Source organism: Faecalibacillus sp. MSK20_93 (assembly GCF_020589945.1).
Lineage (GTDB): Bacteria > Bacillota_I > Bacilli_A > Erysipelotrichales > Coprobacillaceae > Faecalibacillus > Faecalibacillus intestinalis.
Window position 1 is genome coordinate 1 of record NZ_JAJDKA010000046.1, and the last position, 24,629, is coordinate 24,629.

Annotated in this window: 22 protein-coding genes and 5 tRNA genes; 18 read left to right on the forward strand and 9 right to left on the reverse strand. The window is 29.7% G+C overall.

The genetic code is table 11. The annotated features are described in order from the left end of the window. Nucleotides 1-306: 306 nt before the first annotated feature. From LJD34_RS11860 to LJD34_RS11880, 5 genes are read left to right on the forward strand one after another with little or no spacing between them, the layout of a single operon-like run. Nucleotides 307-504, forward strand: a complete 198-nt coding sequence (locus LJD34_RS11860) for a hypothetical protein (RefSeq protein WP_022001418.1) — start codon at nt 307-309, stop codon at nt 502-504. Nucleotides 505-563: 59 nt separating this feature from the next. Further along, nucleotides 564-2,501: a hypothetical protein gene (locus LJD34_RS11865; protein WP_227359968.1), complete on the forward strand. Its 1,938-nt coding sequence runs from the start codon at nt 564-566 to the stop codon at nt 2,499-2,501. A gap of 37 nt (nt 2,502-2,538) precedes the next feature. Continuing rightward, a complete protein-coding gene (locus LJD34_RS11870; RefSeq protein ID WP_227359969.1) occupies nt 2,539-3,357 on the forward strand; it encodes an RluA family pseudouridine synthase in 819 nt (272 codons plus the stop codon). Nucleotides 3,358-3,369: 12 nt separating this feature from the next. Then, nucleotides 3,370-3,891: a tRNA (mnm(5)s(2)U34)-methyltransferase gene (locus LJD34_RS11875; protein ID WP_032089520.1), complete on the forward strand. Its 522-nt coding sequence runs from the start codon at nt 3,370-3,372 to the stop codon at nt 3,889-3,891. A 53-nt stretch (nt 3,892-3,944) separates the two neighbouring features. Beyond that, nucleotides 3,945-4,220 carry an HPr family phosphocarrier protein gene (locus tag LJD34_RS11880; protein WP_022001414.1) on the forward strand — a complete coding sequence of 92 codons (276 nt, stop codon included), beginning with the start codon at nt 3,945-3,947 and terminating at the stop codon, nt 4,218-4,220. A gap of 23 nt (nt 4,221-4,243) precedes the next feature. Here LJD34_RS11880 and LJD34_RS16480 read toward each other — a convergent pair whose 3' ends face one another. From LJD34_RS16480 to LJD34_RS16490, 3 genes are all read right to left on the reverse strand, one after another. After that, complete coding sequence (locus LJD34_RS16480) at nt 4,244-4,633, reverse strand: solute carrier family 23 protein (protein WP_264474818.1); 390 nt, start codon at nt 4,631-4,633, stop codon at nt 4,244-4,246. 137 nt (nt 4,634-4,770) lie between these two features. Continuing rightward, entirely contained in the window at nt 4,771-5,238 is a 468-nt protein-coding gene (locus tag LJD34_RS16485) for a solute carrier family 23 protein (RefSeq protein ID WP_264474819.1), read from the reverse strand. After that, nucleotides 5,223-5,540, reverse strand: a complete 318-nt coding sequence (locus LJD34_RS16490; protein ID WP_264474820.1) for a solute carrier family 23 protein — start codon at nt 5,538-5,540, stop codon at nt 5,223-5,225. Before LJD34_RS16490 ends, LJD34_RS16485 begins: the two co-directional genes overlap by 16 nt. 186 nt (nt 5,541-5,726) lie before the next feature. Here LJD34_RS16490 and mraY point away from each other — a divergent pair, with 186 nt between their 5' ends. Next, nucleotides 5,727-6,704, forward strand: coding sequence for a phospho-N-acetylmuramoyl-pentapeptide-transferase (gene mraY / locus LJD34_RS11890; protein ID WP_032089521.1), 978 nt, complete (start codon nt 5,727-5,729; stop codon nt 6,702-6,704). 1 nt (nt 6,705) lies between these two features. After that, on the forward strand, nt 6,706-8,049 hold the full coding sequence (gene murD, locus LJD34_RS11895) for a UDP-N-acetylmuramoyl-L-alanine--D-glutamate ligase (protein WP_107030440.1): 1,344 nt from the start codon (nt 6,706-6,708) through the stop codon (nt 8,047-8,049). Between the two features lie 25 nt (nt 8,050-8,074). Here the strand turns inward: murD and LJD34_RS11900 are convergent, their stop codons facing one another. The 4 genes from LJD34_RS11900 to ftsW all read right to left on the reverse strand — a co-directional run bounded on the left by LJD34_RS11900 (nt 8,075) and on the right by ftsW (nt 13,096). Further along, the gene (locus LJD34_RS11900; protein ID WP_117480798.1) at nt 8,075-8,599 is read right to left on the reverse strand and encodes a hypothetical protein; all 525 of its coding nucleotides are present in this window, start codon (nt 8,597-8,599) and stop codon (nt 8,075-8,077) included. Nucleotides 8,600-8,720: 121 nt separating this feature from the next. Then, nucleotides 8,721-10,772 (reverse strand): elongation factor G, encoded by a 2,052-nt coding sequence (locus tag LJD34_RS11905; protein WP_227359970.1) that lies wholly within the window; start codon nt 10,770-10,772, stop codon nt 8,721-8,723. A gap of 85 nt (nt 10,773-10,857) precedes the next feature. Continuing rightward, nucleotides 10,858-11,988 carry an alanyl-tRNA editing protein gene (locus tag LJD34_RS11910; RefSeq protein ID WP_227359971.1) on the reverse strand — a complete coding sequence of 377 codons (1,131 nt, stop codon included), beginning with the start codon at nt 11,986-11,988 and terminating at the stop codon, nt 10,858-10,860. Between the two features lie 34 nt (nt 11,989-12,022). Then, complete coding sequence (gene ftsW, locus LJD34_RS11915) at nt 12,023-13,096, reverse strand: putative lipid II flippase FtsW (RefSeq protein WP_117788878.1); 1,074 nt, start codon at nt 13,094-13,096, stop codon at nt 12,023-12,025. 89 nt (nt 13,097-13,185) lie between these two features. On the opposite strand from ftsW, the gene LJD34_RS11920 reads away from it, so the two are divergent. Then, nucleotides 13,186-14,040, forward strand: coding sequence for a response regulator (locus LJD34_RS11920; protein ID WP_032089526.1), 855 nt, complete (start codon nt 13,186-13,188; stop codon nt 14,038-14,040). A 78-nt stretch (nt 14,041-14,118) separates the two neighbouring features. Then, nucleotides 14,119-15,039, forward strand: coding sequence for a PD-(D/E)XK nuclease family transposase (locus LJD34_RS11925; protein WP_175301842.1), 921 nt, complete (start codon nt 14,119-14,121; stop codon nt 15,037-15,039). A gap of 36 nt (nt 15,040-15,075) precedes the next feature. Here LJD34_RS11925 and pckA read toward each other — a convergent pair whose 3' ends face one another. Next, entirely contained in the window at nt 15,076-16,653 is a 1,578-nt protein-coding gene (gene pckA, locus LJD34_RS11930) for a phosphoenolpyruvate carboxykinase (ATP) (RefSeq protein ID WP_119362801.1), read from the reverse strand. Nucleotides 16,654-17,136: 483 nt separating this feature from the next. Here pckA and LJD34_RS11935 point away from each other — a divergent pair, with 483 nt between their 5' ends. The 3 genes from LJD34_RS11935 to LJD34_RS11945 all read left to right on the forward strand — a co-directional run bounded on the left by LJD34_RS11935 (nt 17,137) and on the right by LJD34_RS11945 (nt 22,906). After that, complete coding sequence (locus tag LJD34_RS11935; protein ID WP_227359972.1) at nt 17,137-18,303, forward strand: PucR family transcriptional regulator; 1,167 nt, start codon at nt 17,137-17,139, stop codon at nt 18,301-18,303. Nucleotides 18,304-18,430: 127 nt separating this feature from the next. Beyond that, a complete protein-coding gene (gene glgB / locus LJD34_RS11940; protein ID WP_227359974.1) occupies nt 18,431-20,359 on the forward strand; it encodes a 1,4-alpha-glucan branching protein GlgB in 1,929 nt (642 codons plus the stop codon). 150 nt (nt 20,360-20,509) lie between these two features. After that, complete coding sequence (locus LJD34_RS11945) at nt 20,510-22,906, forward strand: glycogen/starch/alpha-glucan phosphorylase (RefSeq protein WP_227359975.1); 2,397 nt, start codon at nt 20,510-20,512, stop codon at nt 22,904-22,906. A gap of 18 nt (nt 22,907-22,924) precedes the next feature. On the opposite strand, the gene LJD34_RS11950 is transcribed toward LJD34_RS11945, so the two are convergent. Continuing rightward, on the reverse strand, nt 22,925-23,233 hold the full coding sequence (locus LJD34_RS11950; protein ID WP_227359976.1) for a hypothetical protein: 309 nt from the start codon (nt 23,231-23,233) through the stop codon (nt 22,925-22,927). 80 nt (nt 23,234-23,313) lie between these two features. On the opposite strand from LJD34_RS11950, the gene LJD34_RS11955 reads away from it, so the two are divergent. The 6 genes from LJD34_RS11955 to LJD34_RS11980 all read left to right on the forward strand — a co-directional run bounded on the left by LJD34_RS11955 (nt 23,314) and on the right by LJD34_RS11980 (nt 24,546). Continuing rightward, nucleotides 23,314-24,021: a gamma-glutamyl-gamma-aminobutyrate hydrolase family protein gene (locus LJD34_RS11955; protein ID WP_227359977.1), complete on the forward strand. Its 708-nt coding sequence runs from the start codon at nt 23,314-23,316 to the stop codon at nt 24,019-24,021. A gap of 84 nt (nt 24,022-24,105) precedes the next feature. Next, nucleotides 24,106-24,180, forward strand: a tRNA-Cys gene (locus LJD34_RS11960). A gap of 11 nt (nt 24,181-24,191) precedes the next feature. Further along, nucleotides 24,192-24,268 (forward strand) — tRNA-Arg (locus tag LJD34_RS11965). Between the two features lie 7 nt (nt 24,269-24,275). Continuing rightward, nucleotides 24,276-24,352: transfer RNA gene (locus LJD34_RS11970), tRNA-Pro, on the forward strand. Nucleotides 24,353-24,364: 12 nt separating this feature from the next. Further along, nucleotides 24,365-24,440, forward strand: a tRNA-Ala gene (locus tag LJD34_RS11975). Nucleotides 24,441-24,453: 13 nt separating this feature from the next. Continuing rightward, a tRNA-Ser gene (locus LJD34_RS11980) sits at nt 24,454-24,546 on the forward strand. The last annotated feature ends 83 nt before the right edge of the window (nt 24,547-24,629 follow it).

Here is a 24,629-nt window from a genome sequence, read left to right on the forward strand (position 1 = left end):
AAGAAATGGTTTAAATGTAGTTCTAAAAAATATAGTGATAACTTCTAAAGACGGGTTTTTTTGATTCCTTTTTTGAATCATTGTTTGAACAGCCGGTAATACAAAAAAGACATGTAATTGTAGAAATAAAAAAAATAAATAATTTTTTTATTTTCATAAAATGCCCCCTTTGCTTATTCATCATTTATTATATCATATTCAAAGGAAGTTTGTCATAAATAGAAAGCTGATGTACAATAATAAAGAAATGAGGTGATTATCATCGCAAATTCAGGGAAAAGATGTTTATGTAGATGTATAAAGTCAATGAACATCATTATTGGAAAAGAAGAAAATACTTTATTTGAAAAAGGAGCAATCTATGATTGTGTTATTAAAGGAGAAATAAATGAACAACTTTATTATAAAGTATATGGTGATGAGTTCACTTTATCTTGTACAGAAAAAGAATTCCATCAAAATTTTTTGATTATCAAACATAAAAAGACGAATGAAGGAAAGTAGGAATTTTGAATTTTATAAGAAGTATGATAAAATAAGTTGCATAAAAAGGAGTAAAGAATATGGAACGTGTATATTATATTGATCATGTAAGTAATGATGATATTAATGCTTTATCTTTAAAGTTAAATAGTATGCAAGAAGTGTCACATATTAAAATAAATAAGGATTCTATTTCGTTTAATTGTGCACGACCAGATAATATACAAAACTATTTAGATGAATCAAAGATGGATTATGTACTTCAAGAAATGGTCAATCGAAAGAAAAGAGAGTATGTTTCTAATCAAGCAAAAGTAGAAAAAATCTTCATGTTTACGAATTTGGAAAGTGAAAAAGATGCACACGAAATACAAAACATTCTTTCTAAATATAGTGTTTATGAAAATGTTCAATTAGATTTTCAAAACAAACTTTTAACATTAACAACTTCAGCAAAAGCATTACCTCGTATTTCACGTATTGTTGAAAATGTTAATCCTGAAATACAAGTAGAACAATGGAAAAAGCCCTTTAAATCACAAGATTTATTTAATGAAAAATATGTACAAAAGTATGCAAGAATTGCTTTATTATGTGTAGGTATTGCACTTGGATTGGTTACTTTTGGAGATACTTCATTTTTAACTTATGTAGGATGGATGATAGCTTTACTTATTTGTAATGAAAAAGTACTTGTTGAAGCTAAAAGAGATTTACAGTTAAAAAATTATTTATCAGAAAATAATATCTTTTTATTAGCTTGTTTTATGGGATGGATCTATGGAGCATTTATTGAAGCGTTGGTTGTTTCTATCATGTATCAAGCTGGTAAACAATTGATTATGCAAGTAACACAATGGTCTATGGAAAAGATCGATGATTTAGTAGCGCATCAAAACTTAGGAAGAAGGTTACGTAAAGGAAAAGAAGAAATGATTCCTTTAGGTAACTTTGATATTGGAGATGTTATCGTTATCAATGAGGGTGAAACCATTCCTTTAGGTGGTAAAATTATTAAGGGAAATGCTAAATTGGATGTTTATGCCATTGATGGTAGTGATGTATGTATTAAATCTAAAATTGGAAATGAAGTTTATAGTGGAACTGTTGTTACAGAAGGATATTTACATGTAAAAACAACAGCTTTATATGAAGATTCAGCAATGTCTAAAGTTTTAGATATTGCGATGAATGCACCAATGTCTTCATCACATACAGAAAAAATTATTTTTAAAGTTTCTGATGTTTATTCTAAAGCTTTAATTATTGTTGGTTTAGTATGCTGTGTTGTTTTACCATTAATAAATTTAACAGATAATTTAAAATATATGTATTTAGGAATTATTATGTTGACTGTTTCTGGAAGTTTTGCCTATGTTCAAGGAGCATCCTTTACTTTACTTGCGGGAATAGCTAAAGCATTCTCTAAAAAAATTGCGATTAAAGAAAATAGCGAGTTGGATGATTTAAATACATGTACAACAATTATCTATGATCGTTTTGATGGTATTGAAACAACAGAAGAAGAAATGGATCTTTTTGAAAAAATCAAAGGATTACATAAATCATTGATTATTTTTAATGACGGACCGGTTGATTTAGAAAATGATGAATATACAATTTATAACAATTATAGTGTTGAACAAAAATTAAAAGTTATGGATAAAACACTTGTTGCTGGACCTGTTGCTTATATTGGAGATTGTGATAAAGATATTGCTTTACTTCAAAAGGCGTCTGTTGCCATTTCTCGTGGTGGTGTTCATAATGAAAAAGTACAACGTAATAGTGATATTATGTTGACGGATTCTAATTTTGATACAATTATTGATTTATTAAAAATAGCTAGAAAACAAAAGAGTATTAATATTGGAAATACTTTTATTGGGATTGTGATTAGCTTGCTTGTTGTATTATTAGCAGTTATTTCATTTATTCCTTGGTGGGTAGCTTGTTTAATTTATATTTTAGAATCAATACTTGTTTTATTGAATTCACAAAATATTGTAAGAATGTAAAATGCAAAGATTTCTTTGCATTTTTTTAGGAGAAAAAATGAAAGTAAAAAAAGAAATGTTATTAATGGATTATCTATTATTATCTTATAATCGCAAAAATGCTAAAAACTTATTAAAATATAAACAAGTTTATGTAAATAACCAACAAATTAGTCAGTTTGATTATTTATTACATGAAAATGACCAAGTAGAAATCAAAAAAGAAAATACATCTTCATTAGAGATTTTATATGAAGATCAAGAATTTGTTGTAATCAATAAACCTTCTGGTTTATTAAGCATGTCAGATGGTAAAGAAAAAGAAAAAACAGCTTATCATTATGTAAGTGAATATTTAAAAAAACAAGACAGAAAACAAAAAGTATTTATTGTTCATCGTTTAGATCGAGAAACATCTGGTGTTTTAATGCTTTGTAAAAATGAAAAAATAAGAGATTTATTACAAAAAGATTGGAATAAAATCGTTTATTTAAGAGGCTATATGGCTTTAGTAGAAGGTAAAGGCTTAAAAAATGGAACATTAAAAAACTATTTGGCAGAAAGTAGAAGTCAACAAGTTTATGTTACAAGTAAAGAAAAAGGGAAACTTGCGATTACGCATTATAAAGCTATTAAAGAAATGAAAAACCAAACCCTTTTAGAAATACAATTAGATACAGGTAGAAAAAATCAAATCAGAGTTCAATTATCAAATATTCATCATCCAATTGTTGGCGATAAAAAATATGGAGCAACAACGAATCCACTGAGAAGGCTTGGATTACATGCACATGCATTTGGTTTTATTCATCCTGTTACTAAAAAGAAATATGAATTTAAGGTGGATTGTCCAAAAGAATTTTATGGTAAAAAATAAGAGGTGAAGAAAATGGAATCTATGATTGAGTTTGTACATCAAAGGATAAAAAAACATAAATATCAAAACGGGATTGATTTTACGATGGGAAATGGTCATGATACACTGTTTTTAAGTGATTATTGTCATCATGTTTATAGTTATGATATTCAATCATTAGCGTTAAATAATACAAAAGAATTAGTAAAGAGAAAAAAGAATATTACTTTATTTTTAAAAAGTCATGAATATTTTGATGAAGATGTTCGAGATTTTGAGGTTGGAATTTTTAATCTAGGTTATTTACCAGGTGGCAATCATGAATGTGTAACACAGTATGAAACAACCTTAAAAACAATAAAAAAAGCTTTGGAACATTTAGTCAAAGGTGGATGTTTGTATGTGGTTGTTTATATTGGACATGATCAAGGGAAAGAAAGTACAAATTTGGATGCATATTTTCGTACTTTAGATCATAAACTATATAATGTAGCAAAGTTTGAGATGATGAATAAAAACAATTCGCCATATGTTGTTATTATTGAAAAAAGGTAAATCAAATCAGTAAAAACGTGCTATAATAAATATATAGAAAAGGGGAGATTATTATGGCAAAAAAAGTGAATATTGAAATTACAAATCCTGTAGGTCTTTATGCTTCTCCAGCTACTGAATTAGTGGATGCGGTTAAACTTTATAAAAGTCATGTGACGCTCAATTATAATGAAAAATCAGTAAATATGAAGTCTTTAATGGGTGTTTTGTCTCTTGGAATTCCTCATAAGGCAAAAATTGAAATTGTTGTAGAAGGTGAAGATGAAGGTACAGCAATGGATATGATTGTTGAAAAAATCAAATCACTTGAAATTGGAACGATCCAATAATAAAAATACGCAAAAGCGTATTTTTATTTTATCTTTTTAATATCCATATCTTTAGGTAAAACAAGACTTAGAATAATTGAAACAACAAAAACAACAGCAACGCAATTTCCAGCAAAAACATCTTGAATGATTTGTGGAAAAATATGCCCAATATTAGCTTCTGTTCCTGAAGTAAATCCAATTCCAACAGTTAATGATAAAGCAACAATTGTTACATTTCTTTGATTAAATACAGCTTTAGAAATCATTTCAATTCCACTTGTAAGAATAGTACCAAACATCATAATTGTACAACCACCTAAAACAGATTCAGGCAATGATGAAAAGAAATTACCAATAGGTGGAAGTAAACCGGCTAAAATCATACAAATAGCTCCTGTAGCAATCGTAAAATGATTGACGAATTTTGTCATATTGATTGAACCAACATTTTGACTAAAAGAAGTAATCGGTGGACAACCAAATCATGATGAAATAGAACTACAAAAACCATCACAAGCTAAAGAACTAGAAATTTCTTCTTCTGTAACTTCACGGTTTAATCCTGAGTTTACAAGGGTTGAGTATCACCAATCGTTTCAGCAGCTGAAACTAAGAAAATAACGACGACAGCGATAATCGCGCCAAGATCAAACTTTATTTTAAAAGGAAGTAGATGAGGTAAAGTAATCAATCCACCATTAAAAATAACAGATAAATCTACTTTTCCCATAAAAATAGCAAGAATATAGCCAACAATTAAACCAAATAAAACAGATAATTGTTTCCAATATGATTTTGCGAAAATATTAAATAATAAACAAGCTGCTAAAGTGATAATCCCTAAAAGTAAATTTTTAGCAGAGCCAAAACTTTCACTGTAACCTCCACCAAAAGAACGTGTTCCAACAGAAAAAAGTGAAAAACCAATGGACGTAACAACAGATGCAGCAACGATTGGTGTAATAATTTTTTTCCAATAACGTGCAAGTAGTCCTAAGCAACCTTCAATTAGTCTACCTATTAAAACTGCACCCATGAATCATAAGTAGCACCTACATAGGTTAAGATAGCTACAAAAGTAAAGCTGACACCCATAACAATAGGTAAACGTGAACCGATTTTCCAAATAGGATATAATTGAATCAAAGTTGCAATTCCTGCAATAAACATTGCATTTTGTAATAAAAATGCAATTTCTGTTTGTTTTAAACCAGATGCAAGACCAATTAAAGTAATTGGTGAAAGGTTAGCAACAAACATTGCTAAGATATGCTTCAATCCAAAAAGAATTGCTTTTAAAATTGGAACTTTACCATCTAATTTGTAAAGATTTTCCATACTTGTGTTGTTTTCTCTTATAATTTTCCCCTTATTAATAAAAATAAAAATAAGTGAATTCTAACGTGTTTTTATAAGAAAAACGATAATTTTCAAAAAAAGAGAACGTTTTTTTTAGAAATTTGAAGGAGATAAAAAAGTGTGGTATAGTGTAAAAGAAATAAAGAGTGAAGGGGAATGAAGTTTATGGAAAACTTTATAAAGTTAATGTTGGCATTTGGTATTGGACTTCTATTAGTTTTACTTGCAATGCCTAAAGTCATCCCATTTCTACATAAAATGAAATTTGGACAAGTAGAAAGAGAAGAGGGATTAGAATCACATAAGAAAAAAGGTGGAACACCTACAATGGGTGGTGTTGTTTTTGTTTTAGCGGCAGTGATTGCAGCGTTTGTTGTAAATTATAAAAATATAACAAATCCTAATTTGATTTTAATTACAATTGTTTTAGTAGGTTATAGTTTAATTGGATTTATTGATGATGCTTTAATTATTTTAAAACATCAAAATGAAGGATTGAAAGCATGGCAAAAATTCTTGATGCAAGCTATTTTGGCAGTAGGATGTTATTTGTATCTAGAAAATTTTGTACCTGGTTTTACAACAGAAGTGACTATTCCAATTGTGAAAGTAAATATTGATTTTGGTTGGTTCTATGCTGTTTTAGTATTTATTATGTTTACCGGTGAAAGTAATGGTGTTAATTTATCTGATGGTTTGGATGGTCTTGCGACAGGTCTTTCAATGGTTGCAATTGCACCATTTATCATCTATGCTATTATGATTAAAGATTATACGATTGCAAGTTATGCTACAGCAATGGTTGGAGCATTACTTGGATTTATGTATTTTAACTATCATCCTGCACGTATTTTTATGGGAGATGTAGGTTCTCTTGGACTTGGTGGATTTTTAGCTATTTTAGCAATCCTAACAAAACAAGAATTATTGTTAATTGTTGTTGGTGGTGTCTTCTTAATGGAAACTTTATCAGTAATTATTCAAGTTGTTTCTTTTAAAACAAGAGGAAAACGTGTCTTTAAAATGGCACCAATTCATCATCATTTTGAAATGTTAGGTTGGTCTGAACAACAAGTAACGATTTCATTTTGGTTTATTGGATTTATTTGTGGTATTATCGCTATTGTGATAGGAGTTATGTAAAATGTTAACAGGGAAAAAGGTTTTAGTGATTGGTCTTGCTAGAAGTGGTAAGGCAGCAGTTAAGTTATTACAAAAGTTAAATGCAACAATTACAATCAATGAAGGAAAAGAATTAGAAAAGATTGAAGGATATCAAGCATATTTAGATGCAGGAATTGAAATTGTAGCAGGGGGACATCCTGATGAGCTTTTTGAAAGAGACTTTGATTTTGTTGTTAAAAATCCAGGAATTAATTATCATAAACCTTTTATTTTAAGATTAAAAGAAAGAGGTATTCCTGTTTATACAGAAATTGAGTTAGCATATCAAGTAGCTAAGAAACAACATTATATTGCTGTTACAGGTACAAATGGTAAAACAACAACTGTTACTTTGATTTATGAAATATTAAAAGCACAATATGAACATGTTCATTTTGCGGGTAATATTGGTAAACCTTTATGTGATGTTGTTTTAGAAAATAATTTATTAGAAGAAGAAAATCATTATATTGTTATTGAAATGTCTAATTTCCAATTACTAGATATTGATAAATTTAGACCAGAAATTTCAACTGTTATTAATTTAACACCAGATCATTTAGATTATATGGCTTCATTAGATGAATATTATGCTTCTAAGATGCGTATTTATGAAAATTGTGAAAGTGATGATGAAGTTTTTGTTAATAATATTGATGATGAAACTTTACAAGAATATTTACAAAGATATCATGTTTATTGTTGTGTTTTAACACAATCTTTAAATAAACCAGCTGATTGTAGCATTATTGATCAAGCGATTTATTTTAGAGGGGAACATATTATTGATTTAAAGGATATTAAGATTGTAGGAGATCATAATGTCCAAAATATTATGATTGCGACTACTATTTGTTTAGTTGCTGGAGTAAGTCCTCGAGTGATTAAAGATGTTGTGAGTCATTTTAAAGGGGTTGAACATCGTATTGAATTCGTTAGAGAATATAATGGTGTTAGAGTTTATAATGATTCTAAAGCAACAAATACAGATGCAAGTATTATTGCTTTAAAAGCTTTTAAACAACCAGTTATTCTATTAATGGGTGGTTTTGATAAAGGATTAGACTTACAAGAAATGTCTACTTATAATTCATGTATTAAAAAGCTCGTGACTTTTGGAGCAGCAGGTAAACGTTTTAAAGAAGATATGCATCATCAAGATGCTTATTATGAAAAAACTTTAAAAGATGCTGTTAATAAAGCATTTGAAATAAGTGAACCAGGAGATATCATCTTACTTTCTCCATCAACAAGTTCATTTGATGAATTCAAGGGTTATGAAGAAAGAGGAAGAATTTTCAAACAATATGTAAATGAAAAATAAGAGAGTACAAAGCATACTCTCTTTTTTAATGAATAATTTTTAAAACATCTTCTTCACTATTGATGTTAAAGATATTTAATGTAAGAACATTTAATTTTTCTAGCGATGTATTTGTGAGTTGTTTTTCTAAAGGACTTGATAAAGTTCCTAGTTTCACTTTAAGCAGTTCTTTTAAAGTATTGAGTTTTCCTTTTTCAATTCCTTGATTTTCAAATCTTTGAAATAATTGATCCATTGCCTTACACATATTGATTTCATCTCCTTCTGGTAAATCTTCTCTTCTAATATTTGTACGTGTAAATGTAGCTGCCATCACGAAGCTTTCTGTTTCAATTTTACGATTTTCTCTTAATCCTTCATAACTTCCTGCAAACATACTTTGATTAATTTCTACGACATCTCTTAATCTTCGATTCATAAGCTTTCTTGCATCCATTGTTTTAAGGTCGATAACAGATAGTCTCCAATCATTGATATAAGGTTCCATCTCTGATGGTATACTTTTCAATGTTTCTGGCAAGTTCCATTCTTCATCTCCCGTATAGAACACAAAACTTCCTACTGGATAGACTTCTTTTTTATTATTTTATCTTTCTATTTTTCTCCTTTCAATGGACAAATAGTCCAAAAAAAGAAGTCCCTCAGGACTTCTTAAATACCTTTATCAAGTTTTATTTTTTCAATAATCTTTCTACTAAATCATCATTAACAATTTCATAACCATCAAAATGATAATCATATAACCCTTGACCTTGAGTAATAGAACGTAAATCAATCGCAAATTCTAATATTTCTACTTGAGGAATACGACAAACAAGTTTGATTAAACCATCGTCTAAACTATCAGTTTCAAGGACTTTACCACGTTTTTTATTAACATGTGACATCAAATCACCTAAATATTCTTCATCAATATAAATATTTAAAATGACATAAGGTTCTAATAAACATGGATCAAGATGTTTCATCGCTTCTTTAAAACACATCATAGTTGCTGTTTTAAAAGCTTGTTCACTTGAATCTACACTATGATAAGAACCATCTAATAAAGTAGCTTGTATACCTAAAACAGGATAATGACCAATAACTCCTTCTTTAACACTTTCAATCAATCCTTTTTCAACAGCAGGGAAATAAGCTTTTGGGACAGCCCCACCAAATACTTTTTCTTTAAATATATAAGATTGACTATAATCTTTTGTTGGTTCAAAAAGAATTTCTACTTCACCATATTGACCATGACCACCTGATTGTTTTTTAAACTTTGTACGTTGAGTATAACTTTTACGAATTGTTTCACGATAAGAAACTTTCATATCACTTAATTTAACATCAATTTTAAATTTAGATTTTAATTTAGCAACAACACTTTCTAAATGAATATCTCCAATACCATAAATACATTGTTGTTTTGTTTCATGATTATTTTCAAATTTTAGAGTTTGGTCTTCTTCTAATAATCTTGTAATACCACTAGTAATCTTTTCTTCATTTGCTTTACCAATAGGTTGAATAGCTTTACCATAATATGGTTTAGAAAAATGAATAGGTTGGTATTTCATACGATAATCTAATGTACATAAAGTATCATTTGTTGAAGAATGAGAAAGCTTTGTCATACATCCAATATCACCAGCACATAATTCATCAACTTCAATAAGTTCTTTTCCTCTTTTTATGTAAAGTTTATTCACTTTTTCAACTTCATTTTTATTGACATTTAATAAAGACATTCCTGTTTGAATACGACCTGTACAAACTTTAAAGAGTGATTCTCTTCCTACAAAAGGATCAACAATTGTTTTAAAAATGAATAAAGAAGGTGGTAGACTTTCGTTAAAACCGATGATATCTTCTTCATGTGTATCAATATTTTCTACAATGATAGAATTACATGTATCACCTGCAGCAGGGAAGAAAGCAACCATTGAATTTAATAAAATTTGAATACCAATATTACTTGTTCCACATAAAACAGGAATCAATGTTTGATTCATAACTCCTTGACGTAAAGCCCAAGAAATTTCTTCTTTAGTAAAAGGTTCTTCATTTAGAAATTTTTCTAATAAATCATCATTTGTATTAGCGACAGCTTCATCAATCATTTCTTTGATAGGCATAACTTCATCCATCATATCTTCAGGAATAGGGAAAGGTTCTGTATGTTCTCCTTTAAAAATACGACCTTCCATTTTAGCTACGTTAATATAACCTATCATTTTATCATGATCCATGATAGGAACTTGAATTGGTGCAATTCCTTTACCATAGGCTTTTTTCAATTGATTTAATTTTTCTTTATAATTGGCATCTGGATTATCTAAGCCATTAATATAAATAATTTTAGCTTTATCTTTTGCTCTAAACATGGCTTGCTTTGTACCAATACTGATATCCTTATAAGAAGGAACAACAATGACAGCTGATTCTGCAACGTGTAAAGCAGCTTCTACTTCTCCTACATAATCAAAATTACCAGGAGTATCTAATAAATTAATTTTACAATAATCCCATTCTAAGGGAATAAGTGATAAATTAATTGAAGATTGACGTTTAATTTCTTCAACGTCATAGTCAGAAATAGTTGTTCCTTGACTAATAGTTCCTATTTGTTGAGAAATTCCTGCACGTTTTGCCATGGCTTCAATAACGCTTGTTTTTCCTGAACCAAGATGTCCTAAAACAGCTACATTTCCAATATTATTTGAGTGATATAAATTCATAGACATTCCCCTTTCTTATATAACTATTTATATTATACAATGATTTCTTTATATAAGAAAGCGGTTACAACAAAAAAGAATAACCTTAGTTATTCTCTAAAATATCTTGTATTGTTTTTTGATTTCCTTTGATTTGCCCTTGAACCATATTTGCTTTACCGCCGCCTTTGATTTCAAAGTGACCTTTTAACTTATTTAAAAGCTCTCTAGAGTCATTGTTACTTGCAATTATAAAACGATAATTTTCATCTTTTCCTACAAAAATAGCTACATAATTAGAACACAATGGAAATAATTGATTTAAATAATATTGTTGTAAAGAACGATCTAGATTATTAGTAAAAATTAAATAATGATCTTGCTGAGGTAATGATTGTACTTGTTGATCAATTATTTGTTTTTTTAAGCTTGAAAGTTCTTGTTTTAATTGATTGTTTTCGTTTAAAAGTTGATCAATACCTTTTACAAGGTCATCAGGTGGTAATGAAAGCTTTTGAGAAATATTTATTGCTTGTAGGTGCTTAGCTTGATAATCTACAAAAGCACGATGGCCACATACAAAATAGAGACGAATTCCATTTTTATGTTTCATGGCTTTTAATATTTTAATCATGCCAATTTCACTTGTTGAACGTACATGAGGGGCACAACAAGCGCAACAATCTACACCTTCGATTTCTACCAAACGAATTGCTTCATTGATTTCTTTTTTGCTTCGATAATCGTAAAGATCAGCATCCTCTGGATAGAAACAATGAATGACTTTGTTATTTAAAATCACTTCATTGGCCTTAGCTTCTAATATTTGTAACTGTTGTTCATTTAAAAAGCCGTTATAATCCGTTGTAATTTCACGGTCACTTAAATGAAAACCACTATTATCAAAACCAAACATGCTTTTTACAAGTCCTGATAAAACATGTTCACCACTATGATTTTGCATATTATTATAACGATAATTGAAATCAATCTTTCCTTTAACACTTCCTGAAAGAGGAGCATTGGTATAATGATGAATTTCTTGATTGATGATTTGTACATCAATGACTTCAACATCATTTAAAGTACCATGATCACAAGTTTGACCACCTTCTTCAGGAAAAAATAAAGTTTGATCTAATACAATATCATAATCATTTTCTCTTTTTGTACATGTTATGACTTGAGCTTCAAAAATTGTCTGATAAGCATCTTTGTCATAAAGTTTAATTGTCATATTATCACATCCATTCTTTCAAATCATACCATATTTAAATAGATTTGATAATATTATACATAATACCGATTTCAATCAAAGTAACAAGTAAAGAAGTCCCTCCATAAGACATTAAAGGTAAAGTTACACCTGTAACAGGAAATAATCCAACAACGACCCCTAAGTTAATGATAGTTTGTATTCCAATCATGGAAGTCATACCGATCATTAAAAAACTTCCAAAGAGATCGTCTACTTTTTTTGCATAATTGAAACAAGTAATAAATAAGTAAGCATATAAAAGAATTAATAAAATCCCTCCTATAAAACCGAATTCTTCTAAATAAATAGCAAAAATAAAGTCTGTTTGTGGTTCCGGTAAATAAAAATGTTTTTGAATGCTTTGATCAAAACCACTTCCTAAAATTCCTCCAGGACCAATAGCATAGAGTGATTGAATCATTTGAAATCCTGATCCTAATGGATCTTGAAAAGGATCTAAAAAAGCAAAAATTCTTTTCATTCGATAAGGAGCAGAAATAATCATTAAAATAATCATTAAAATTCCAGATAATCCTAAAAAAATAATATATCGAAACGGGAAAGGGGTAATAATAATCATTAAAAGAATACTGCAACACATGACAAAGCCACTTCCAAAATCAGGTTGTAACATAATAAGAAAAAAGCCGATTCCCATAACAATAAGTGGTTTTAAACAATAACGTAGTTTTTTCATTTGGTGATAATGATGGCTGATATAGTCACTGACATAAATAATAAGCGCTATTTTATAGATTTCAGAAGGCTGTAAGGCAAAAAGTCCTAAATTAAACCAACTTCTTGAACCACCTCTGACAATACCTACTCCAGGAATGAGTACTAGAACTAAAAGAATTGTAGCAAGAATAATAATTTTAAGACTATGTTTTTGATAGAGGTGATAATCTATTTTAGAAAAGAAAAAAAGTAAAAGAAGACCGACTATTACAAAAATAGCTTGTCTTTTAAAATAATAGAAGCTGTCATTTTCTTTATATTGCGCCCATATATGTGAAGAACTATAGACCATTAATAAACCGATAGATAGAATAATAAATACAATAAGAAGTATTTTTCTTTTTTTCATAGTTACCACCGTTTTATTATATGTAAACTAATTTAAATTATTTTATAAAAAGTATATTTTTGATATATAATAAAGGCGAGAGGAATGTGATGTTTATGAAATTATTCTTAGTAGAAGATGCTACGATTTATATGATTTTATTACAAAAATTATTAGAAAATGACTTTCAAATCACATTATCAAAAAATATAGCTGACGCTAAAAAAATAATTGAAGATGAAGATTATCAATTTGATGTTATGTTGATTGATTTAATTACGCCAGGGACAATGGATTTGATTAGACAAATAAAAAAGAATAAAAGATTGTCACAAGTTCCTATCGTTGCTTTAACAGCAAGTGATAATCCTAAAGATTTAATACAAGCTTTTGATTATGGTATCTATGATTGTATTCAAAAGCCTATTTATGAAGAAGTAGTTTTACAAAGAGTAAAAAATGCAGCAAGTAATTATTTAAGATTGAAAGAATTAAAGAAATTACGAGAATCTTTAATGAATAATCAACAAATTGATGATTTAACAAAGATATATAAATTTGATACTGCTAAATGGCTTATTGATGAAAAATTAGATGAAAATAAAACAGGTCAAAAAATTTTGTTTGTATTTAAGCTAAAGGGTTTAGAAGAAGTGTACAAACAAGAAGGAAGTCATCGAGGAGATAAATTAGTAAAAGAAATGAGTGATTTCATTTCCATGAATTTTAAAAATATAGATATATTAGGGCGTGTTGATCAAGATGAATTTGTATGTTTTGTTAATCATATGATGTCTAAGGAACTTGCTTATGTAAGAAAAGAAGAACTTCTAAGAATGTTTTCACAAAAGAAATTATCTGATATTTCTGAAAATATGGATTTACAAATAGGATATTGTAGAACTTGTGAAACTGTAAATTATGAAAAAATGTATCAAGCAGCTAAAAAGATGTTAACGAAATAAGAAAATTATTTCGTTTTTTTAATTTTTTAAAAGAAAAAATGATTTTTGTTGTCTATATAAATAATGGAGGGAGGAACAATGGAAACAAAAATCAAACCTAAAAGAATTACCGATTTTAAAAATGACCTTGTCTTTAAATTCATGTTGAGTGATCTCAATGATTCTCGCTGTTATTATTTACTTAAAGTCATTATTGAAGGAATTACGGGTATTAAATGTCAGGAACTCTTTGTCTTAAATAGTGAAGTCAATCCTGAACATCTAAGTGATAAAGATATGGTCTTAGATGTCAGAGTGAAAACAGATGAAGGAAAATTAATCGACATTGAAATGCAAAACAGTGCTCTTACTAAAGAAGTTCATTATCGTTTTCAAATCTATGGAGCTAGAATGATGGATCATCAAGTCAATCGAGGAGATATCTTATACAGTGAAAATGTCCATGAAGTCTATACCATTCTTTTTGTCAATGATATTGATAGAGACAATCTTCTCTTGATTGATACTTATATGCCACGTAATCAACTAAACCATGTCAGAAAGCATAATCTGCTGACTCATCACAATATCTATCTTCCATTTATTGATGCTGTTGTAAGAGAAAAAGGGCTTAAGAATCTAAGCAAGATAGAATTAGCTATTTATACTTTATATCATGGGATAACAGATGATATAATAGCTTTAAACAGTGAGGTGGTTACCATGATGAAAGAAAAGATGGATCAGTTCAATGAAGATGAAGAACTTGTTTTAGCAGCGAGTAAAAGACAGCTTGTCAAGATACAACATCATCAAGAAAAGATAAGAATACGACAAGAAGGAAAAGAAGAAGGAGAACTTCTTAAAGCCAAAGAAAATACATTGATGCTTTTTAAAAGTAAATATCCTCAAGAAGATATTTTAATGTTAGAAAATTTAACATTGTCACAATATAACGAGATTTTTAAAGCATTAATAGAAAACAAAAATTTACAAATAATTAAAGAAATGATTAAATGATACAAAAACGGATATCTCATGAGATATCCGCTATTTTTATTTATGAATACCAGGTCCAGCTTTAACAACAGTACTAGGTAAATCATATTTTTTAAAGTTTTCTTGGAACATTTTTGTAAGCTTTTTAGCTGTTTTATCATATTCGCGTTTGTTTGACCAAGTATTTTTAGGGTTCAACATTTCTGCTGGAACACCTGGACAACTTCTTGGGATTTTTAGATTAAAGAATGGTTCTTTGACATATTCCACAAAATCTAAGTCACCATTTAAAGCAGCATTGATCATTGCACGTGTATATTTTAATGGAATACGATGCCCTTTACCATAAGAGCCACCAGTCCATCCAGTGTTGATCAAGAAAACATTAGCTCCTGATTTTTCTACACGACGTCCAAATTGGTGAGCATATAAAGCTGTATCTAATGGGAAAAATGGTTCTCCAAAACATGTTGAAAATGTTGCTTCTGGTTCAGTAACACCATTTTCAGTTCCAGCAAGTTTGCTTGTATAACCTGAAACAAAGTGATAGATAGCAGCGTTACGGTCAAGTTTAGAAATAGGTGGTAAAACTCCAAAAGCATCTGCTGCTAAAAAGAAAATAGTACGTGGAATAGGTCCAACTCCTGATGAAACAGTATTTGGAATATAATCAATTGGATAGCCAACACGTGTATTTTCTGTAATAGAACCATCATCAAAATTAATAATACGTGTATCTTCAAATAATTTAACATTTTCTGTTACAGCACCAAAACGGATGGCATTCCAAATTTCAGGTTCATGTTCTTTTGAAAGGTTGATACATTTAGCGTAGCATCCACCTTCAAAGTTGAAGATTGTATTTCTAGACCAACCATGTTCATCATCACCAATTAATCGTCTGTTTGGATCGGCTGAAAGTGTTGTTTTTCCAGTTCCTGATAATCCAAAGAATAAAGCTGTATCACCATCGATTCCCATATTGGCAGAACAATGCATTGTAAAAATCTTCTTTTGTGGAAGTAAATAGTTCATAACACAGAAGACAGATTTTTTGATTTCTCCAGAATACCCTGTGCCCGCAATTAAAATAATTTGTTTTTCAAAATTGATCATAATAGCGGCTTCACTATTTAATCCTAATTTTTTATAATCTACTTTACATCCAGGCGCAACTAAAATCAAAAAGTCTTCTTTAAAATCTTTTAATTGTTCCTTTTTAGGTCGAATAAGTAAGTTTCTAATAAATAAATTTTGACTTGCTTTTTCATTGATAACTCTAAAACCATATTGATATTTACGATTAGCTCCTGCAAAGCCATCAAAAATATATAAATCTTTATCATTTAAATATTGAATCATTTGATCATAAACTTGGTCAAAAACTTCTGATGAAACAGGACGATTAACATTTCCCCAAGCAATTAAATCATGAACAGCAGGTGTATCAACAATATATTTATCATCTGGAGAACGACCAGTTCTTTCTCCAGTTTCTATACATAAAGCACCAGCGCGTGAAAGTCTTCCTTCTTTATGAAGTAAAGCTTTTTCTACAAGCGCACCAGGCGGATTGTTTCTAAAAATGTTTCCCGTATGATTAAAACCATATTTTTCGATATTCAATGTATCCATAATATACCTCCTTTGGATTCCCTATATATAATGATACAAAAAAAATGTTACAAAATCCATAGAAAGCGCTTACTTTTTTTAATAAATGACGCTAATGTCAAAATGAGTTTGTTGAAAATATACAGTTTATAAGGTTTTTAGAGTATTTTTTAATAAAAAAACACATTTGAAACATAACTAATGTGTTTTTAGGATAATAATCATAAACAAATAAAAAAGATCATTTAGGGGAATGATCTTCTTTATTTATATATAGGGAATCGAGTAATAAAAAATTAATATATTGGGAAACTATTACTGAAAATCGTAAAATATATGAGAGATATAAATATTATGGGATATCTCTTTTATTTACATTTCATTTTTTATTACACATTTATTATAGCGAAATATGACGAATTGAGTAGAGACAAGTATCCTAAAAAGAATCGTAAGTATTTGTGCAATGTGCACAAATAGTGTAAAATAGAAGGTGGTGATGATATGGGATTTACAATAGATGATGCTTTAAGAGAATTTAAAAAGAATTATAAAATGACATTACTTGCAGGTGAGGATGGATGTTCTAATGCCATGACCTGGGTACAAATGGTCGAAGATAAAACGATTTTACAACAACTTTGGGGTAAAGAACTAGTTGTAACAACAGGTCTAGGATTTCAAAGCCAAAAGAAATTAAAAGAATTCATTGAACAACTTGTTAAATATCATAGTGTGGGACTTGTTATCAATACGGGAAAATATGTTTTTGATATCGATCAAGAAATTATTGATTATTGTAATGAATTAAGTTTTCCTTTGTTAGTGGTTCCTTGGGAAGTGCATATTGCAGATATGATCAAAGATTTTTCATATCATTGTTTACGTGCAGAAAGAGATGATAAGTATATTAATCAAACTGTTATGGACACACTGATTAATCCAGCAATTATTGAAGAGTCTAGAAATAAATTAGCAGGTGATTTTGATGTGGAAAATGATTTTCAAGTAATGGCTATTTCTGTAGAAACCGATGAAGAATTAGGTATGATGGAAAGAAGAAGTATTAAGTTTCAGCTAGAATTATGTTTTGAAAAAGTTGAAGGAAATTATAGTTTTTTCTGGTTTGATGGTTATTATATTATGATTTTTAATAACTTAGAAGATAGTGCTCTTGTAGAAGTTATTAATGAAATGTATAAAAGAGCTAAAAAACGTTTGCATTATACATTACATTTAGGAATTGGCTCAAAGATGGTGGATTTTAGAAATATGATTTTAAGTTATAAAAGGGCTATTGCGGCTTGTAAGATGGCTAAACAATTTAATTATCCACAAATTTATTTTGATGATATGGGTGTTTATCAATTATTGTTTATTATTGAAGATCGAGGTATTTTAAGACAAATGTATCGTAGTATGTTAGGTGTTTTGATAGATTATGATCAAAAACATAATATGCAATTAGAAGAAACACTTTATCAGTATTTAAAATTCGATAGTAATCAAAAAGCTATGGCTGAAAGCTTATATATGCATCGTAATACTATCAATTATCGACTTAATAAGATAAAAGAACTGACAGAATGTCAATTGGATTCATTTGAAGAAAAAATGCCGTATATGTTAGCTTTTTATATTAAAGAAATTGTAGAAAAAAAGAAGAAATAGCGGAAAGCTGTTAGCTTCTTTTTTTATTTGATAAAAAGTTTAGCAAACAAAAATGAAAGCGCTAACTTTTTAGTGAATGTTGGTCATTTATATGTTATAATAAATGACATAAAGGGGAGATAAATATATGTTTGATAATTTTTTAATTCACACTTTCCATGATGGAAATTGTTTACAAGCTTATAAAATATTTGGTGCACATTTTGAAACTCATGAAGGTAAAAAAGGTGTACGTTTTACAACATATGCGCCGAATGCTAGAAGTGCACAAGTTGTAGGAGAATTTAACCAATGGGGTGAAACACCTTGTTATATGGAAAAATATAATAATGGTGGTATTTATACAATATTTGTTGAAGGTGTCAAAGAATTTGACATGTACAAGTTTAGGTTTGAAACTCCTCAAGGAGATATTATTGATAAAGCAGATCCATATGCTTATTTTAGTGAGTTAAGACCAGGAACTGCTTCAAAGGTTTATAACATGGAAGGTTATCGTTGGCATGATAGCAAATGGATAAAAAATAGAACTAAAAATTATGATTGCCCACTTAATATATATGAAGCTTCTCTTGGTTCATGGAAAATGAAGCGAGAAAGTGAAGGTGAAGGGGACGATGGTGAATATTATTCTTATGAAGAATTAATAGATGAAATTATTCCCTATGTAAAAAAGATGGGCTATACACATTTAGAAGTTATGCCACTTACTGAATTCCCATTTGATGGTTCTTGGGGATATCAAGCAACTGGTTTTTATAGTGCAACATCGAGATATGGTCAACCTAAACAATTAATGAAATTTATTGATGCCTGCCACCAAGAAGGCATTGGTGTTATTATGGACTTTGTGCCAGCACATTTCGTTAAAGATTCACATGGATTACATATGTATGATGGTGGATTTGTTTATGATTATAATGATTATAATCGTCGTTATAGTCCATGGGATAGTGTTTATTTTGATTTAGGTAAAAATGAAGTAAGAAGTTTCTTATTATCTTCTGTAGAATTCTTTGCAACATATTATCATATTGATGGTTTTAGATTTGATGCTGTAAGTAATCTTATTTATTATGAAGGTAATAAAAACTTAGGTGAAAATATTGGTGCTATGGAATGGATGAAACGTTTAAATGGACATATGTCTGGGTATCATCCAACTGTGATGATGATTGCAGAAGATTCAACAGATTATCCAGGTGTTACTAAACCAGTGGGTGAACATGGTTTAGGATTTGATTATAAATGGGATTTAGGTTGGATGAATGATACATTGAAATACTTCCAAGAAGATCCTGTTTATCGTCAATATGATAGTCGCTTTATTACATTCTCAATGGCTTATTTCTATTCTGAAAGATTCTTACTTGAGTTTTCGCATGATGAAGTTGTTCATGGTAAAGCGACGATTATTAATAAAATGTGGGGATTACATGGAGATAAATTGGCACAAGTAAAAGCATTGTATGTTTATATGATGTTACATCCTGGTAAGAAATTGAACTTTATGGGAAATGAACTTGCTGAATATAAAGAATGGGATGAATCTAAATCTTTAGGATGGGATATTTTAAAATATCCTGATCATGATGCATTCCATCATTTCGCTCAAAAACTCAATGAAATTTATTTGAAATATCCAGCTTTATATGAAATGGATTATGATTTAAAAGGCTTTGAATGGCTTGTTGTTGATGATCATGATCAATGTGTTTTCGCAATTGAAAGAAAAGATAAAGCAGGAAATGCGATTATCGCAGTGATGAATTTTGTTGGTAATACGCATGAAAAATACAAAGTACCAGTTAATATTGAAGGAAGTTATAAAGAAATTTTAAATACAGATCAAGCTGTATATTCTGGAAAGAATATCATTAATCCAAGAGCAATTCGCTCTAAGAAAACAAAACCAAATAAAAAAACAAAATTGTTAAATAAAGATCATTATATTGAAGTAAAACTTGCACCATTTAGTGCATGTATCTTTGAAGTGAAACCTAAAAAGGAAACCTCAACAAAAACACGTAAAAAAGTAGTTAAGAAAACAAAATAGGTTGTTCAAAAATAGAGCATCGGATGTTTAGATACTCTATTTTTTTGAAAAAGTTGCGATTTCATCGCTATAAAAAATTTTTAAAAACGTGACAATTATATCAAAATAAAGTATGATGAACACGTAAATGTATTATGAGGAGACGGGAAAATGTTTAAAAATAAAGAAGAATTTAAATTCGAGTTTTCAAGAAGAATTATTGAGTCTTATGGGCGTACTGTAGAAGAAGCCCATATTACTGAAAAATTCATGGTTCTTGAAACAATGGTAAGAGATTATGCCTCAGTTAACTGGGCAGCAAGTAAAGCAGTTGTTCAAAATAATGAACAAAAACAAATGCATTACTTCTCAATGGAATTTTTAATGGGAAGACTATTAGTAAATAACATGATGAATCTTGGAATCTATGAAATCGCTAAAGAAGGTTTAGAAGATTATGGAATCAACATTCATGATTTAGAAGAATTAGAAAGTGATGCTGGTTTAGGTAATGGGGGACTTGGACGTTTAGCTGCATGCTTTATGGATTCACTTGCTTCATTAGATTATCCAGGACATGGAAATACAATTCGTTATGAATATGGTTTATTTAAACAAAAAATTGAAAATGGTTATCAAGTAGAATTACCTGATCAATGGATGAAAACTGGATTTATGTGGGAAGTTCGTAAACCAAAACATAGAGTACCAGTTAAGTTCTTTGGTAAAGTGATTTGGGATGAAAATGAAGGTAAATGGAAACATGTAGATGCTGAAACAATCTATGCGGTACCTTATGATGTACCAGTTATTGGAAATGATACAGTAAATACAAATACTTTACGTTTATGGTCAGCGGAACCTAGTGAAGATTTCCCAAGTAACCATGACTTCCAAAGATATATCGAAGATGTTAGAAGTATTTGTCAAAACTTATATCCAGATGATTCAACACCAGCAGGGAAAATGTTACGCTTAAAACAAGAATATTTCTTCTGTTCTGCAGGTATCCAAGCAATCATCAAAGCGCACTTAAGAAATTATCCATCATTAGATAATTTCCATGAAAAACATGTTATTCAATTAAATGATACACATCCAGTATTATGTATTCCTGAATTCATGCGTTTATTAATTGATGAACATAATTATGAATGGCAAGATGCCTGGGATATTTGTACACAAACATTTGCTTATACAAACCATACGATCTTAGCTGAAGCTTTAGAAACTTGGCCAATTAATACAATGCAAACATTATTACCACGTGTATATCAAATCATTGAAGAAATTCATCGTCGTTTTGTAGGTTTTGCTAAAGAAGTAAGTAATCATGATCAAAATTTAGTTGATCGTACAATGATTTTAAGAGATGGTACTGTTTATATGGCAAGACTTGCAATTGCTGGAAGCTTTAGTGTCAATGGGGTAGCAAGACTTCATACAGATATCTTAAAAGAAAGAGAATTACATGATTTCAATGTACTTTATCCAAATAAATTTAATAATAAAACAAATGGGGTTACTCATCGTCGTTGGTTAGCTTATTGTAATCCACAATTAAGTGAATTAATTAATGAAACAATTGGTAAAGGATGGATCAAAAAACCAGCTCAATTAGAAAATTTAATGGAACATGTTGATGATCCGATTTTACAAAATCGTTTCTTAGCTGTTAAAAAAGAAAGAAAACAAATCTTAGCTGATTATATTAAAGAACATAATGGTATTGAAGTAGATGTAGATAGTATCTTTGATGTTCAAGTTAAGAGATTACATGCATATAAAAGACAATTATTAAATATTTTACATGTTATTTATTTATATCAAGAAATGAAATCTAATCCAGATTTCCGTATTTATCCACATACTTTCATCTTTGGAGCAAAAGCAGCAAGTGCTTATTACTTCGCTAAAAAAGTTATTAAATTAATTAATGCAGTTGGAGATGTAGTTAATAATGATCCTGAAACAAATAAATACTTAAAAGTTGTTTTCTTAGAAAACTATGGTGTTACTTTGGCAGAAAAAATTATGCCTGCTGCAGATGTTTCAGAACAAATCTCTACTGCTGGTAAAGAAGCAAGTGGTACTGGTAATATGAAATTCATGATGAATGGAGCTATTACTTTAGGTACTTTAGATGGAGCTAACGTAGAAATTTCTGAATTAGTAGGATTAGATAATTGTGAAATCTTTGGTTTAAAAGATGAAGAAGTTAAAAACTTAAAAGCAAATAATCAATATCGTGCATGGGATTATTATAATAATGATTTAAAAATCCGTCGTGCTATTGATTCATTGACTAATGGTACTTTCTCAAGTAATCCAGAAGAATTTAAAATTATTCATGATGAATTAATGAATAAAAATGATGAGTACTTCTTATTAGCTGATTTCGAATCATATGCTAATGCACAAAGCCATGTTGTAGAATTATATCAAGATCGTGCTAAATGGGCTAGAATTTGCTTAGTAAATATTGCTAAGAGTGGATTCTTCTCATCTGATCGTACAATTGAACAATATGTAGAAGATATTTGGCATTTAGAAAAATGTAAATTTTAATTATAAAAGCTCAAGGTTTTAGGACTTTGAGCTTTTCTTTAATATATATTTACTTTTGATAAAACGATAAGGTTCCATAAAATCACGCATTTCTTTAGCGTTAACTTCTTCATGATTAACAAATCTTTGAAAAAAAGATTTGTTTTTTTCTGTCACAGCTTTAATTTCATCGATTGCTTCTTCTAAATGATGTTCTTTAAAGAAGTTGATGTAATACTCTTCGGTTTTACTTGCCATATCTTCATTGTTTAATAAGACCCAATTTTCTTGATGAACAACATCAATCAAATTGATCAATGTTCTAGCAGCTTGTTCTTGATCAATCATTTTTTTCACCTCGTTTTTTATTATATCATAAAACATAAGTTATGCTATAATGTTAAAAAAGATGAAAGAGAGGTACTTTAATGAATAAACCAGTAATTGCTATTGTTCCTTTATATGATGAAGAAAGAGATAGTTTATGGATGCTTCCAGGGTATATGGAGGGGGTTATTGAAGCAGGTGGTATTCCTGTTATGCTTTCTTTAGTTAATGATGATGTTTCTTTAAAAGAAACGACTCATTATTTTGATGGATTTATTTTTGCGGGAGGGGATGATTTAAATCCAGCAATTTATCATCAAGAAAAAGCAAAATATTGTGGAAAGCTAAATCAAAAAAGAGATGAAATGGAACCAAAACTATTAAAATATGTTTTAGAGGCCGATAAGCCTGTTTTAGGAATATGTAGAGGTATTCAGTTATTAAATGCATGTTTAGGTGGAACACTCTATCAAGATTTAGATCAACAATTTCATCCTACATGTATTCATCGACAACCTGCTCCTTATGATCATCCAAGTCACCAAGTAAAAATTGTTGAAAATACACCTTTAAAAGACATCTTAAATCAAGAAACTTTAATGGTGAATAGTTGTCATCATCAAGCTATTTGTCAACTTGCTCCAGCATTAAAGCCAATGGCTTATTCTGATGATGGATTAGTAGAAGCTGTTTATCTACCAGATAAAAAATATGTGATAGGATATCAATGGCATCCAGAAATGATTTATAAAAAAAGTGATGATCATTTAAAACTATTTAAAGAATTTGTGGATAATTGCAAAAAATAATTATAAAAACAGTAAATGTGTATTGACTTTATGCTGATATATTAGTATAATAAACAAGCTTTAAGTTAATAAAAAGCAAGGGATGGTTCCTTGGCCAAGTTGGTAAGGCAACAGACTGCAACTCTGTCATCATCGGTTCGAGTCCGGTAGGAACCTCCATTTGTGAAAATGCGCTAGTAGCTCAACTGGATAGAGTGCTTGACTACGGATCAAGAGGTTGTGGGTTCGATTCCTGCCTAGCGCGCCATTTTTTTCGGGAAGTAGCACAGCTTGGTAGTGCACCTGGTTTGGGACCAGGGGGTCGCAGGTTCAAATCCTGTCTTCCCGACCATTTATAAAAATCGGGGCCATAGCTCAGCTGGGAGAGCACCTGCCTTGCACGCAGGGGGTCAGCGGTTCGATCCCGCTTGGCTCCACCAATTTATTTATTACGGAGATTTACCCAAGTCTGGCTGAAGGGACTGGTCTTGAAAACCAGCAGAGGATTAACGTCCTGCGGGGGTTCGAATCCCTCAATCTCCGCCATTTTTATCTTTTGGTCTGGTAGTTCAGTTGGTTAGAATGCCGCCCTGTCACGGCGGAGGTCGCGGGTTCGAGTCCCGTCCAGA